General features: G+C 51.0%; 14 protein-coding genes and 1 other RNA gene. 7 read left to right on the top strand and 8 right to left on the bottom strand.

Annotation, left to right across the window (positions count from 1 at the left end):
* Together FFB58_RS22130 and hpxK are read left to right on the top strand one after the other, a co-directional pair.
* The gene (locus FFB58_RS22130; RefSeq protein ID WP_138371004.1) at positions 1–1,242 is read left to right on the top strand and encodes an alanine--glyoxylate aminotransferase family protein; all 1,242 of its coding nucleotides are present in this window, start codon (positions 1–3) and stop codon (positions 1,240–1,242) included.
* On the top strand, positions 1,239–2,501 hold the full coding sequence (gene hpxK / locus FFB58_RS22125; RefSeq protein ID WP_138371003.1) for an allantoate amidohydrolase: 1,263 nt from the start codon (positions 1,239–1,241) through the stop codon (positions 2,499–2,501). The genes FFB58_RS22130 and hpxK overlap by 4 nt, the downstream gene beginning before the upstream one ends.
* A gap of 622 nt (positions 2,502–3,123) precedes the next feature.
* On the opposite strand, the gene FFB58_RS22110 is transcribed toward hpxK, so the two are convergent.
* The 5 genes from FFB58_RS22110 to FFB58_RS22090 are packed head-to-tail and all read right to left on the bottom strand — an operon-like array spanning position 3,124 to position 6,827.
* Positions 3,124–5,457, bottom strand: coding sequence for a primase-helicase zinc-binding domain-containing protein (locus FFB58_RS22110; RefSeq protein WP_138371001.1), 2,334 nt, complete (start codon positions 5,455–5,457; stop codon positions 3,124–3,126).
* Between the two features lie 14 nt (positions 5,458–5,471).
* A complete protein-coding gene (locus FFB58_RS22105; protein ID WP_138371000.1) occupies positions 5,472–5,792 on the bottom strand; it encodes a DUF5375 domain-containing protein in 321 nt (106 codons plus the stop codon).
* Positions 5,789–6,016, bottom strand: a complete 228-nt coding sequence (locus FFB58_RS22100; RefSeq protein WP_138370999.1) for a hypothetical protein — start codon at positions 6,014–6,016, stop codon at positions 5,789–5,791. The genes FFB58_RS22105 and FFB58_RS22100 overlap by 4 nt, the downstream gene beginning before the upstream one ends.
* Positions 6,013–6,564: a host cell division inhibitor Icd-like protein gene (locus tag FFB58_RS22095; protein ID WP_138370998.1), complete on the bottom strand. Its 552-nt coding sequence runs from the start codon at positions 6,562–6,564 to the stop codon at positions 6,013–6,015. Before FFB58_RS22095 ends, FFB58_RS22100 begins: the two co-directional genes overlap by 4 nt.
* Positions 6,561–6,827 carry an AlpA family transcriptional regulator gene (locus FFB58_RS22090; protein ID WP_171029984.1) on the bottom strand — a complete coding sequence of 89 codons (267 nt, stop codon included), beginning with the start codon at positions 6,825–6,827 and terminating at the stop codon, positions 6,561–6,563. Before FFB58_RS22090 ends, FFB58_RS22095 begins: the two co-directional genes overlap by 4 nt.
* 539 nt (positions 6,828–7,366) lie before the next feature.
* Here FFB58_RS22090 and FFB58_RS22085 point away from each other — a divergent pair.
* From FFB58_RS22085 to FFB58_RS22060, 5 genes are all read left to right on the top strand, one after another.
* Positions 7,367–8,104 (top strand): glycoprotein 3, encoded by a 738-nt coding sequence (locus FFB58_RS22085; protein WP_138370997.1) that lies wholly within the window; start codon positions 7,367–7,369, stop codon positions 8,102–8,104.
* Positions 8,101–8,346: an ogr/Delta-like zinc finger family protein gene (locus tag FFB58_RS22080; RefSeq protein WP_058654919.1), complete on the top strand. Its 246-nt coding sequence runs from the start codon at positions 8,101–8,103 to the stop codon at positions 8,344–8,346. Before FFB58_RS22085 ends, FFB58_RS22080 begins: the two co-directional genes overlap by 4 nt.
* Before the next feature lie 10 nt (positions 8,347–8,356).
* Positions 8,357–8,923, top strand: coding sequence for a phage polarity suppression protein (locus FFB58_RS22075; protein ID WP_138370996.1), 567 nt, complete (start codon positions 8,357–8,359; stop codon positions 8,921–8,923).
* Positions 8,924–9,228: 305 nt separating this feature from the next.
* Entirely contained in the window at positions 9,229–9,918 is a 690-nt protein-coding gene (locus tag FFB58_RS22065; RefSeq protein ID WP_138370995.1) for a hypothetical protein, read from the top strand.
* Positions 9,918–11,648: a zinc ribbon domain-containing protein gene (locus FFB58_RS22060; protein ID WP_138370994.1), complete on the top strand. Its 1,731-nt coding sequence runs from the start codon at positions 9,918–9,920 to the stop codon at positions 11,646–11,648. Before FFB58_RS22065 ends, FFB58_RS22060 begins: the two co-directional genes overlap by 1 nt.
* A 28-nt stretch (positions 11,649–11,676) precedes the next feature.
* Here FFB58_RS22060 and FFB58_RS22055 read toward each other — a convergent pair whose 3' ends face one another.
* The 3 genes from FFB58_RS22055 to smpB all read right to left on the bottom strand — a co-directional run bounded on the left by FFB58_RS22055 (position 11,677) and on the right by smpB (position 13,990).
* Positions 11,677–12,870 carry an integrase domain-containing protein gene (locus FFB58_RS22055; protein ID WP_138370993.1) on the bottom strand — a complete coding sequence of 398 codons (1,194 nt, stop codon included), beginning with the start codon at positions 12,868–12,870 and terminating at the stop codon, positions 11,677–11,679.
* A 183-nt stretch (positions 12,871–13,053) separates the two neighbouring features.
* Positions 13,054–13,417, bottom strand: a transfer-messenger RNA (tmRNA) gene (gene ssrA / locus FFB58_RS22050).
* A 90-nt stretch (positions 13,418–13,507) separates the two neighbouring features.
* Positions 13,508–13,990 carry an SsrA-binding protein SmpB gene (gene smpB, locus FFB58_RS22045; RefSeq protein WP_039030084.1) on the bottom strand — a complete coding sequence of 161 codons (483 nt, stop codon included), beginning with the start codon at positions 13,988–13,990 and terminating at the stop codon, positions 13,508–13,510.
* Positions 13,991–14,111 lie beyond the last annotated feature (121 nt).

Raw genomic sequence — 14,111 nt, 5'->3', positions numbered from 1 at the left:
ATGGATATCTCTCAGTTTTCGCAAATCAACCCGCCGTCGCGGCTGCTAATGGGCCCTGGCCCAATTAATGCCGATCCTCGTGTACTGCGTGCCATGTCAAGCCAGCTTATCGGTCAGTATGATCCGGCGATGACGCATTACATGAACGAGGTGATGGCGCTTTACCGTGGCGTATTCCGCACTGAAAACCGCTGGACGATGCTGGTGGACGGTACCTCGCGGGCGGGGATCGAAGCGATTCTGGTTTCAGCGATCCGTCCCGGGGATAAAGTGCTGGTGCCGGTGTTTGGCCGCTTTGGCCATCTGTTATGCGAAATTGCCCGCCGCTGCCGGGCGGAGGTGCACACCATCGATGTCCCCTGGGGAGAGGTTTTTACCCCGGACCAGATTGAAGACGCGATCAAACGGGTGCGTCCGCGTCTGCTATTGACGGTGCAGGGAGATACCTCCACCACCATGCTGCAGCCGCTGGCGGAGCTGGGAGAAATTTGCCGTCGTTACGATGTGCTGTTTTACACCGATGCCACCGCTTCGCTGGGCGGCAACCCGCTGGAAACCGATGCCTGGCAGCTGGATGCCGTTTCAGCCGGGATGCAGAAGTGCCTTGGCGGTCCGTCGGGTACCTCGCCCATTACGCTCAGCGCACGCATGGAGGAGGTTATTCGCCGCCGCAAATGCGTTGAAGAAGGTATTCGCACCGATGCGCATCTCGATGGTGTTGATGAAATGGTGTACTCCAACTATTTCGATCTTGGCATGATCATGGATTACTGGGGGCCGGAGCGACTCAATCACCATACTGAAGCCACGTCGGCGCTGTTTGCCGCCCGGGAATGCGCGCGTCTGATCCTACAGGAAGGCCTGGATAACGGTATTGCCCGTCATAAGCTGCACGGTGATGCGCTGGTGAAAGGTATTCAGGGAATGGGGCTGGAGACGTTCGGCGACCTCAAACATAAGATGAATAATGTGCTCGGCGTGGTGATCCCTCAGGGTATCAACGGGGATCAGGTGCGCAAACTGATGCTCGACGATTTCGGTATTGAGATCGGTACGTCGTTCGGACCGCTTCACGGTAAGGTGTGGCGTATTGGCACTATGGGCTATAACGCGCGTAAAGCGTGCGTAATGACGACCCTCAGCGCGCTGGAATCAGTGTTGAACTATCTCAGGTTCCCGACAACCCAGGGCGCCGCGATGCAGGCTGCATGGGATCACTACTGTACTGAGAGCGGGCAATGAGTAAACCAATACGCCAGCAGGCGGAGTGGCAGCAGGCTGCTGCGAGAGTGATGGCGCGTGCCGACGTGCTGGCCGCCATCAGCGAGACGCCAGGGGCATTGACGCGTGTCTATTTATCGCCTCAACACCTTCAGGCCAATCAGCAGGTCGCGCTGTGGATGAGTCAGGCCGGAATGACCGTCTGGCAGGACAGCGTGGGCAATATTTGTGGACGTTACGAAGGTCAGCATGAGGGCGCGCCGGCCATTCTGCTGGGCTCCCATCTTGATACCGTGCGCAATGCCGGGCGTTACGACGGTATGCTGGGCGTACTCACGGCGATCGAGGTGGTCCACAATCTGCATCAGCAGGGGCGGCATCTGGAGAAAGCTATAGAGATTGTCGGCTTTTGCGATGAAGAGGGAACGCGGTTCGGCATTACGCTGCTCGGCAGTCGGGGGCTGACCGGTACCTGGCCTGAAGGCTGGCTGGCGCAGACAGATGCGCAGGGGATTAGCGTGGCGCAGGCGATGGTGCAGGCAGGGCTGGATCCGGCGCGCATCAGCCATGCTGCACGTCGCGCAGAGGAGTTTGCCGCTTATCTCGAACTGCATATTGAGCAGGGCCCTTGTCTTGAGCAGGAAGATCTGGCCCTGGGCGTCGTCGAAGCGATTAACGGTGCGCGTCGCCTGAACTGCTGCTTTACCGGTGAGGCTGGACACGCGGGGACGGTACCGATGAGTCATCGTAAAGATGCGCTGGCCGCCGCCGCCGAGTGGATGATGCGCATTGAGACCATAACCGGCGAAAGGGGCGGAAATCTGGTTGCTACGGTGGGCACGCTGCGCCTCGCACCGGGTGCGGTAAACGTTATCCCCGGTGACGTGTCGCTCACGCTCGATATTCGCGGGCCAGCTAACGAGCCGCTTGATTCGCTGTTGAATGCGCTACTGGCTGAGGCGCAGCTGATTGCTGCCCGCCGCCAGTTACAATTTAGCGCCGAGACGTTTTATCGTATTTCCGCTACCGCCTGCGACAGCCGTATACAGCAGGTACTCCGCGACGCGGTGCATGCAGTGCAGGGACGTTCACTGACCTTGCCAAGCGGTGCCGGGCACGACGCCATTGCTATTGCCGGACGTTGGCCGGTGGGAATGCTCTTTGTGCGCTGTAAAGGGGGAGTCAGTCATCATCCCGCAGAGTCGGTTAACGCTGAAGATGTGGCGCTGGCGCTGGATGCTTTTTCACGTGCGGTCTTTGCGTTAGAGGGGCTGGAATAAGCTTTGTATCTTGATTTTCCTGGATACAAAAAAGCCCGCAGGCTTACGCCGTGCGGGCTTTCAGGACTTCGTATCAGGCTCTGGTGACCGTTAACAAAGAATTTTGGTGGAGCTGGCGGAGTCTGAATAAATTTTTCAATTTATTAAATTTAAAGGGTTTTTCCGTATTCAACTTTCAGGTGTGTACCTAAATGTGTACCAATTATGAAATGACATAGTAATACGATCCCTCTTTAGAAGTATGTCGCCTTTTTCATGTGGTGTTTTTTTCGTAAACAATAAGCAATGAAAAAAGTTTTTTTGCATTTAACTGTTCACACTGTTCACCTCGATGATTTACCAATAAAAATCATTAAGTTAAGTGGTGATTAGTTGGTGAAGAGTGAACAGTCGACTCTTCACCTTTGTGATTTTTGCGCGCTCAGGATGCACCGTGTCATGCGACGAGGGAGGGGTAAAAAGTTTTTTTGGGTTTTACTGTTCACTCTGTTCACCTCTGTTTTTTTATCAATAATTTCATAATGATAAAGGGTGAATATACGGTGAAGGGTGAACAGTGGATTGTTCACCCTGAGGCAATGGTCAGAAAGAAAAAGACCGGCTGTTGCCGGTCTGAGGTGGGTTATGTTGCTGCGAGGTCGTCGCACTTCGGCAGCCAGTCGCCGTTGCTGTCCTCCCTGAGCGTCAGGTTAGTCTGCGTCCCCTGTTTGGTGTGTCGCTTCTCGTAATTCAGGCCGTATTCTTTCAGCATCATCGGCAGCCCCAGCCCGAATGCTTTCAGGCTCAGCACGTGCCTGTAACCGTTGGCCTCCATATAGACCAGATAGGCGTGATAGAGATAGTTACGTGGCTGGATCGGGATGATATTGGCATTCCCCATAAACATACCGTTTGTCTGCGGCAGCGCTTCCAGATAGCCGCAAAAATCAAATGTCGGGTCAGCGTCGCGCTTGATGCTGAGCGCCTCGCCGGAGTTCTGCTGTGACTGGAGCAGTGCGCGGGCGCTCATCGGGTCGCTGAATTGCTGCATAAGCTGGCGCACAATGACGGCCAGCTCGAACGCGATTTTATCGCAGAGTTGCGGGTCGCGCTCATCGGGTGCGATTTGCTCCGGGAAATGAAGAATTACCCGGCGACGTGACACACCGCCGCTGCGGTCAGTGAAGCGCATCGGGTTGTTATTCACGGCCACAATCACCGCCGGAATATGTGTTGAGTACGGGTTCTGGTATTTCGGATCAACAGATACCGCATCGCCGCCGGTAATGGCCTTAAGCCCTGCGCCGTCACCGCTCCATTTCTCCTGGTCAGGCAGACGTATCAGCGAGAAGCCAATCAGGGAGGCACGTTTGCGCGGATCTTCCAGCGTTTCAATGTCGGCGGATGTTGCATTATCCTTACCGGCGAGCAGGGTCGCGATTTCGGCGAGGATACTTTTCCCACTGCCGCCCGGTCCGGTCACTTCGAGGAATAGCTGCCAGTCGTAGCGGTTCGCCAGCACCATAAACAGCGCGGCGAGAATGACGTCGCGTTTATCTGCACGGCCACCGGCAGCGCGGTCGAGCCAGCGCCAGAAATTCGGCGCATGGGTTTCCAGCGTTTCGCCCTCCACTGGCGGGGTAAAATCCACGTCGCACAGGGTGCGCAGCCAGTGCGATTTGCTGTGTGGGCTGAATATCCCGCTTTGGGTATCCAGCACCCCGTTACGAAAACCAATCAGACGGCGCGCCGGGGCGGCCTGCTGGGGAGTTATCAGTTTCAGGGTGTCCACCACCGAGGCGATTCTGCCTGACGAGAACGGGGCGCGCAGGCGCTGGAACAGCCCTGCCACGTCGCGTGCAAAATCGGAGGGCGGTATCACTTTCCAGATGCCGTTTTCGTAGCGGGAAAGGAGCTGGCCGTTAGCGTCCACGGCCAGCGATTCGCCGTAATGCTCATGCACCCGCATCGCCTTTTCGCTGGTACTCATGGCGGTAAATTCCGCCTCGCTCATGGTGTCGAACGGGCTTTGTGTGGCTGGCTGGACGGCACCATAGACAGCTTTGCGCGTGGCGTCCTCACCCTGCTGCATAAACGCATCATTCCAGTCACCAAATACCGGCGGCAGGGCAACAATCCCCTCACAGGCTCGTGCGGCCGCTGCGGCTTTGGTCTGGCCGTCGCCGCTGAGGTCACGGTCGGCGGCGAGCACAATCTGACACGCCGGGTGCTTTTGTCGGGTAAGGCTCGCCAGAGAAAGAAGGTTCACGGACGACAGAGCGACCATGACGGTTTCTCCGGTCAGATGATGCACGGTAAGTGCTGTTGCATAGCCCTCGGCTATCCACAGGCGTTTTCCTGTCTGTTTCTGCCCTTCGATGATATGACATGCCCCTTTTACCGCGCCGCCTTTCAGGGTGCGTTTGAGACCCTCAGCATTGATAAGCTGAAGGTTAACCAGCGCGCCGCTATCGTCATGCAGCGGCACAGCCACATCACCGGCACTGTACGTCACACCGCCGGTTTTATGCGTGGTCGCCAGCATCACACACTCATGACCGGGGAAGCCCTTGCGGGTCAGGTAGGCATTGCCGGTGGCCGTGCGGGTTTTCTCCATAAGTTTTACGGCCATCGAGGCCGCCGCTTTGCGGCTGGCATCATTTTCCGCCTCTGCGGCCGCAATCACCTCCGGGACAACCGGTGGCAGGTTGCCGGTCAGGGCATTCACCTTTCCGGCAGCCTCTGCGGCCGATACGCCGAACACCTTCTCAACCAGTTTCAGGCCATCACCCGCACCGCACTGGTTACAGAACCATGTGCCGCGCCCCTCTTTGTCATCGAAGCGGAAGCGGTCAGAACCCCCGCACACCGGGCAGGCCTGATGACGGTTTTTAATCACTTTCACACCCAGCGCCGGGAGAATGCGCGGCCAGTGGCCGCACGCCTGTTTTACGGTTTCCGTTACGTTCATTTTCATTGTTATTTTCTCCCTCAGTGCAGTACAGGCGATGTGATATGGCGGGCGCAGAGTTCATCCATCATGGCGAGCCCCAGAAAGGACAGTGACGGGGCGGTCTTAAGCGGCCCGGCTTCCATCAAATCTTCCAGCAGTGCGCAGGCAATCTGACGGCCTTTCTCCTCGCCGTGCTGGCGCAGGTAGAAGCCCTCCAGCTCGGCGGCAATGGCGCTTTCCAGCGCCTCGAGGGTGAGATGGGGGTAGCGGCTCTGACGTTCGCACACAATCAGCCAGGCACAGGCCACGGCGCGGCGGTAAAGGGCGGCACGGAGTACGGGCGGCAATGGCTTTTTCATACGTTGCCCTCCCCGGCCAGCCAGCGCTGATTGCACTGCTCGACCACGCCATCGAGCTGGGCGGTCATGAGGTAAATCACGGAGGTGAGCTGTGACTGCTGTGCCGGGTCACGGCGAACGGTGGCGCAGTCCTGCTCCTGCATCAGGGCGTTAACGAAGTGGCCGACGTTGCGCAGATGCTCCAGGCATTCGAGCTCCTGAATCGTGATGGTGGTGTGTTTCATGCGCGCACCTCCGCAACCGGCAGGCGGCCAGCAAACGAGAGGACGTAATCGCGAACTAGGGAAAGGCGCGCGGCCTGTTCGTCACCGGCAACGGTGCGGAGCATACAGATACGGGGTTTACGGTCTGCGCGACGAATAGCGGCAAACACAAAGACAAATTGCGGGTGTGACAGAGTGAGGGTAGTAGCCATGAGGGCTGCCTCCGTTAGATAGCAGGTTATGCTACCACCGGAGTTTCCACGCTCAGTGGTGGTAGCCCAGACGGGGGTGGAAATACCGGCTCTAACGGATACCGGCCCGACCGAAGTCGGCCCCGCCTGAGCCACCATTACTCGATAGCTGCAAAGGTCATGAAACCATTGCGCAAGTAACAGGTGCACGAGGGCATAGACACAAAAAAAGACGCATGGCGCGTCTGGTGTCGCCGTTAGATTACTCGGGTTTCCACGCCCGGCTGCCGATTTTGCGGCAACGGCAAAACTGTACCAGGAAACACACAACGGATGCAAGCCAGAAAAAGGGGCTTTTTGCTGAGCGGCCATCATCATGCGTCATAGCCCCGGTTGCGTTCGGCAATGCGATCTGCCATCCATGCGCTGATTTCAGACTGCGCCCACGCCACGTTTTTACCCCCGAGCGAGATTTGTTTCGGAAACGCCTCCCGGCTGATGAGGTCGTAAATCGTGGAGCGAGACAGGCCGCACAGGTGGATCACTTCAGGCAGTCGGATAAAACGCTCCAGAACGGCGTCAGAGACCGGCATCAGCGGGGCTGCTGGGGCAGAAGACGGGGAAGAAAAAGCGGTGTGCATCGGGCTACCTCATAAAGTCCATACAGTGCCGGTCGTGTCTGTCCGGCTTCGGGTAGCTCCTTATTATGGTTATATTTTTCCTCAGGTCATGTGAGATTTTCATGAAAACAAACATTGACTTTTCGCTTATGAATGCAATGGCAAACATTGGCAATCGTTGACAATTATTGGCAACAAAATGGCAAACCGCTGATTACTTTTATTCATATATTTTTATTTTTTAATCACCAAAAGGTCTAAAGGACTGCTTAGCTGAAGAAACTGAGGGTGAACAGTGGTGAACAGACGGTGAACAGTCAGACCCTCAACTGTTCACCTCTTAATTTACTGTATTACTTATCTTTTTTCTTAAGGTGAACAGTGGTGAACAGTTATCAGTAAAAAAACAAACGATGAGTAGGGGTTTCCTGCGACCTTTCTCTGGCAAGCCGGGTTTTAGGGTGCTGTTTGTGCCAGAACTGCCACAACTGCAATGAATCGCGTTGTTGTGCCGGGCGCGGCAGAATCTCTTCATCTTGATATCACTGAGGAGCATGACCATGACCGACACTTCCATCCCTGATTACCTGAAACCGGCATTCAGCCGTCTCGATAAGGCGAAAGCCACCCACACCGAAAATGCCCGTAAGCTGGATGAAACCACCACCGCCATAGCCCGTACCGCTGAACAGAAAGCAGGACTGGAGCAGGAGAGCGGCAGTGACATGAGCGAATGGCGCAGTGCCTTTCGTGCCGCCGGTTCGGTGCTGACTGATGAACTCAGAAACCGCCATCTGATGCGCGTTGCCTCCCGCGAGCTGGCGCAGGAGTGTGACGCACTGGCAGAGGTACTCGCCTTTGAACGTGACAGGCTGGACGGAGCCTGTGGCGTCTCAGCCAGAGCTTACCGTCAGGCGCATGGGCACGTCCTGAAAGAATATTCGTCACACGAGCTCGACAGGGCCCTTCGTGAGAGCTGCGGGGCGCTTGTCCGTGCGATGAAGCTGAAAATGCTGGCGCACAGTGGCGCACTTGAGAGTGAGGCTGCGGCGGCGATTGGTTATGTGGAGCCGGAAAAAGCCATCATGAACGAGGTGGCCGCATGGCTGAAAGATGCCATTCAGGCGTGTCACATCCGTCTGAACGATGAACCCGTTCTTTACCGCACCGGCCTGTCGGCTGAGACACTCCCGCACATGAATACGACCCGGGCATCCACCCCGACTGCCCGCTATAAATTCCATCAGGAAATGCGCGAGCGAGAGGAAGACCTTAAAGCGCGGGGATTGCTGTCATGATGCGCTGTCCGTTCTGCCAGAATGCCGCCCACGTGCGGACCAGCCGTTATCTGTCAGATACGGTTAAGCAGAGCTATCACCAGTGCGTGAATGTCTTCTGTTCGGCTTCCTTCCGCACGCTGGAATCCCTCGACAAAGTGATAAGCCCGCCCGCGGAGAAAGAGCAGGAGACACCAGCTCAGGTAAACCCCGCAGCCGCCCCCCGGATTGCAGACCGCGCACGCTCGTCCGTGCGCCACTGAGGAAAACAGGATGAATGAGATAACACTGGCGCAGGCCTCTGAAACCTGCCAGAGAAACAAAACCACATGGCTTACCCGTAAAAGTGAACTGGCAGAAGCTGAGCGGGAATATCAGGAATTATTTGCGACCGGGAATGACAGCGGCTCCCGGTCACTGCAAATGCTGCGCGATATCATTGATGTGAAGAAATGGGAGGTGAACCAGAGCGCCGGGCGCTATATCCGCTCACATGAGGATATGCAGCGCATCAGTATACGTAACCGGCTGGATGATTTCATGGTGTCGCACGGTGCTGAGCTGGCCGCCGCGCTGGCACCTGAGCTCATGGGTTATCACGGGCAGCACAGCACCGTAAAACAATGCGTCATGCAGCATTCCATGCAGTATCTGCGTGAAGCCCTCGTAGTCTGGCTGGCCAGAGGTGAAAAAATTAATTATTCAGCACAGGACAGTGAATTATTAACGGCTGCCGGATTCAGGCCTGACGCGGCTTCGCGGGCTGACAGCCGTGAAAAATACACCCCTGCGCAAAACCAGAATTACGTGATTAAACGCGCTGAACTGGCCGCCCGGTAGTTCACGAAAAAATACCCTAAAATCCCGCCATTTTTGCAGAAACAGCCATGCATGCATCAGGTGCATGGTTTTGCATGCGTTTTTAACCCCTCAAAACTCTCTCCCGCGCCAGCCCTGCTGCGGCCTGAGCCCACTGATGCACCTGCATTAAAAGCGCCCCGTTAAGCGGGCAGGCGTGGCGGGGAGAGCATTGCGCGCCTTAGGAACAATAAAATACATCAATGAGGCTTTTTATTTTCTTGAATTATATAATTCTACTTATTATCTTATTGGCTGACGGATAAAAAAAGAGGTGTGCAAAATAAATGAACAAATCACCAACTGAGATAATTAATATGCTAAGCGATAAGTTCAATAGTAACTTTCGTGAATGGCAAGGCATACAAGATAAAAAGTTAGATAAAGTAATTATCTCAATTTTCACTCTTAATACGATTGCTGAAATCTTGAATGAAAAGAAAACATCAGTTCATCATGATGTTTGTATTAAGATTTTTAATGAGATTATTGCTGATACGTCATCTTCATTATATCTTTCTGCTTGTGCTATAGATAAACCAGCAAATATAGTGCTAAGGAGAGTTTTGGAGCTAGGTGTCGCATCTATTTACCTTTGGGATATGCCTCACGTTGTATATTCTTGGAAAAATCATGATGAAGACTTAAGTTTCAGTGATATGTTGAAGCATATAACAAATCAGGGCTACATAGACTACTTCACGGAAAATGAAAAGATAGGAGGGAAAGTATGTGTTATTGATGCGAGAGGAGCGCAGAAAATTTATGGGCGATTAAGTGATATTGTTCATGGAAAAATAACCTCATTTGAAACTGATTTGCCTAATAAGTTCACTTTTGAAAGTGAAGATTGGGAGAGGTTCATAGGTTTGGCTGAGGTTGTTTTGGGAATGATAATTAACTCCAATATTGTTCGGCATAAGATTAAAAAAGAAGTGTTATCTTCATTTCCTAAATCTAGTGAGGTGCTTTTATAATGTCTACGTTAGATACTGAATTATTACATGCAGCACGTACTGAAGATCTTGAGTTGAAACAGGTTAAACAGCTGGCTGTTCTTGGTGAGTTTGAAAAAGATGTTGTAGCAAAACTAAAAATAGCGGGCTCTCATCTGATTCAGGGCGCCAGAGGTATTGGAAAATCTATGCTCCTAAGAGCGGCAGAAGCTGAATTAGATAGTGACTTTCCAATTAAAAAGATTGTGGGAGTATATGTTAACTTTAAAACCAGTACTTTGCTGGAAGGGGTTAAAGCTGACAATAAAAATGCATTTCAGATATGGGTAAGCGCTAAGTTATTACAAGCTTTGTACGAAAAATTAATATTTTTAGATGTCATTCGTGATAATAATAGTAGTGATCCCTTTCAAAGAATCTTTGGGATTAAAACTATAACTGGAATGAAAGATGCTCTACAATCTAAAATACATCTGCTTCAACGGTTGTCAAGAGATCCCTCTTCAGACAAATTGTTGAATGAAATTGGGGAGGATTTTTTAGATAAGGTTAATGATATAAGTTATGTAAATGATCTCATCAAGGAGATAATTCAAGAATATCAACTTAATAGAATTGTATTTTTATTTGATGAAGCTGCTCATACCTTTATACCTGAGCAGCAAGAAATATTCTTCGAAATATTCAAATTGCTTCATGGCGGTAAAATTGCAGTTAAAGCTGCTGTATATCCGTCAATTACATCTTATGGTAAAAATTTTGAAGTTGGTCAAGATGCCATGATGATAAACCTCGGAGGTTACGAAACTGGAAATATCGGGCGGGAACGTACGCGACGTTTGTATCGTGATCTATTAGATAAACGAGTCACACAAGGAACAGCCAAAAAGAGAATATTATCTAAAGGCGATTTGCTAGATCAATGCATTCATCTTTCATCCGGAAATCCTAGAGCATTCCTCCATTTATTCAATAAAGTCTATGAGAAAGGTTATACTGAAAGAGACCTTTTAACTTGCACTCAGGATTATGTTAATCAAGAATTATTACCTTATCATTTAGGGCTTTCAAAACGGTTACCTAAGTATTCTCACCATGTTCGCATTGGACTTGATATTCTAAGAGAGTGTATTATTCCTGAGCTTAGATTGAAAAATAACAGAGAGAAAAAGACTCAAACACAATCTGCATTTTTTGTTCTTCCTCCTGTTATTTCTCCAAATCTTAGATTGTCTCTAGATTTGCTTTGTTATTCTGGCGTTCTTTCAAAGCAAGGCTCCGTGAAGATGTCTAATCGAAAGTCGGGCCAGCGCTACATGGTTAATTTATCATTACTGTTTACTGAAAAAGCCTTTGTTTCTAATAAGTTTGGGGAGGTAATAACACTATTATCACTCTCTGATTATAAAGAATTTGGCTCCGCAGATTCTGAATTAGAGCGTTTTTTAGAAAAGTTGAAAGAGTCAGCTGATGAATGTCAAACTTGTTCCGCTGAGTTACCCGGAGATGCGAAGTTTTGTCCTAAGTGCGGGACACCTGTACCAACAAGGTCAATCGTAGGACAGCTTCTTGATGATCCGGTAAGTTACTTGTCCATTAGTAATGCGATATGCGACCGAATAAAACAAACCTATCCTAAAGTTGGTGATATCGTTCACTGTTCGAGGGAAGACCTGAAAAAAATACCTTACATTAAAAATGTTAGGTCAAAAATAATTAAGAACGCAGCGGATGAATATATTTCAGGTTAAAGAAGTGCCCCATGTAAATGGGGCTTTTTTAAATATAAGATTTTACTTTTAATGCCCACCAATGCATTAATTCAATTCTTTGTGTTAAATAAGTAGATCTATTATAAGCTCTTCTGACTTCATTTCTATCAATATGAGCTAATGACGCTTCTATTGCATCTGTATTGAACCCAGCTTCATTTAAAGCTGTACTCGCAATAGAGCGCATCCCATGGGCAACTAGCTTACCGCCGTAACCAATTCTTTTAAGTGCAGCATTAGCCGTTTGGCTATTCATTGGTTGTGTAGGATCGTTTCTGCTAGGGAATACATATTTTCGATGACTACTGATAGGCTTCATTACTTCCAAAATATCTAAAGCCTGAGGTGACAAAGGCACAATGTGTTCACGCTTAGCCTTCATTCTTTCGGCGGGAATCGTCCAGAGTTTGGCGTCGAGATCGATCTCGACCCACCGAGTACCAGAAGCCTCAGAAGGGCGCACTAGGGTCAGAAGTTGCCACTCAATAAGACAACGAGTCGGAACCGACAGATTTGACATGATAAGAGAACGCATTAGCTTGGGTAAGTCTTCTGGTCGTAGCGTGGGCATATTCTGCTTTTTAGGTTTCTCAAATGCCATTCCAACACCTGACGCCGGATTTGCATCAATCAGACCGGTATTAACCGCGTAAATCATTATTTCGTTAATACGCTGTACTAAGCGTCTAACTGTCTCCAAAGCTCCGCGCGCTTTGATTGGTTCTAATGCTTCAACAATCGTTCTGGCCTTTATCTCCTGTACGGGTATCGCACCGATTGCCGGAAACACGTCTTTATCCAAAGAACGCCAAATATCCTTTGCATAATCCTCTGTGACACTTCTGCTTTTTATCTGGAACCAATTAGCAGCCACTGTTGAAAAAATGCTGTCTAACTCAATCTGGCGTTGTTCTGACGCTTGTTCCTGTTGCTGTTGTGGATCCATGCCTTGCGCGAGCGTGGTTAAGTGCTGGTCGCGTATCTGACGAGCTGCTGCGAGTGTAAGGGCAGGGTATGAGCCGAGACTTAAATTTGTGCGGCTGCTGCTTCCCGGTCGTTGATAACGGAAGCGCCAGAGTTTTTTACCGGAAGTTTTGACGAGTAAGAACAGGCCATCACCATCATGCAGGGTGAAGTCTTTTTCACGGGGTTTCGCTTTGAGGATTTCGTTATTAGTGAGGGGGCGTGTAATGCGCGCCATGTCTGGATCCCTTCCATAATTGGTACACGTTTAATGGACTATAGTATAGCGTGTACCTAAACGTGTACCAATCTTCTCTGGATTTAGCTGGATGCGCTCGGACAACGACAGACACAAAAAAGCCCGCAAAGCTTGGGCTATGCGGGCTTTCTGTACTTCACCGGACGTATCCGGATCATGATTTGGTGGAGCTGGCGGGAGTTGAACCCGCGTCCGAAATTTCTACATCCTCGGTACTACATGCTTAGTCAGTCTTTACATTCGCACGCCAGCTGCGGAATGACACGCCACTAACGAACTAGCCTGATTAGTTTTAACGCTTCAACCCCAGGCAGGATTTCCACGCGATCTCTTTTGGGTTTGACCTCTCTTTGATCCCCGTCTTAAGAGCGGAAGCTAGGGAGAGAGGGCTCTTAGCAGGTTATTAAGCTGCTAAAGCGTAGTTTTCGTCGTTTGCGACTATTTTTTTGCGGCTTTTTACGAGGCAAACCGCCCCTCGGCATGCACCTTGGGTTTCGCAAATCCCGTCGAATCCAGAATCAGCCCCAATAGTGTTACAGCAAGTATACCAGAATTCGCAGACTGGATACCAGTCCGGAACGCTAACTTATTGAATCGCTCAATAAGTATCCGAAAATTAACGGCCTGCGTGCTTCATGATGCGCGCTTTATCCACCTGCCATTCGCGATCTTTTGCATCGTTACGCTTGTCGTGCTGCTTCTTACCTTTCGCCACGCCGATTTTCACTTTGCACCAGGCATTCTTCCAGTACAGCGACAGGGCGAGGACGGTGTAACCTTCGCGGTTGATACGCCCGAAGAGCGAATCCAGCTCACGTTTGTTCAGCAGCAGCTTACGGGTGCGGGTCGGATCGCAGACGTAGTGAGAGGAAGCAACGGTCAGCGGCTGAAAGTTTGCGCCGAACAGAAAAGCTTCGCCGTCTTTGAAGATCACGTAGCTGTCACCGATGTTGGCTTTACCCGCACGCAGCGATTTAACTTCCCAGCCCTGCAGCGCAAGGCCAGCTTCGAATTCTTCTTCAATGAAATACTCGTGGCGGGCACGCTTGTTGAGCGCAATGGTTGCCGAGCCTGGTTTATGTGCTTTTTTCTTCGTCATAAGTGTCGTAAAGCCGTAGGTAATCTGATGTCAAAAAGTCACCTCATTGCGTCCTGTGAGGTCTAACGCGCTATATTAGCACGAGATGAGGCTCAGCGTTTTTTTAACAGGTGATAAATGT

It is taken from the genome of Enterobacter sp. MF024, from assembly GCF_005843915.1.
Classification (GTDB): domain Bacteria; phylum Pseudomonadota; class Gammaproteobacteria; order Enterobacterales; family Enterobacteriaceae; genus Enterobacter; species Enterobacter barmai.
The sequence above is the reverse complement of the archived record's forward strand: the minus strand, read 5'-3'. Positions and strand labels throughout refer to the sequence as shown.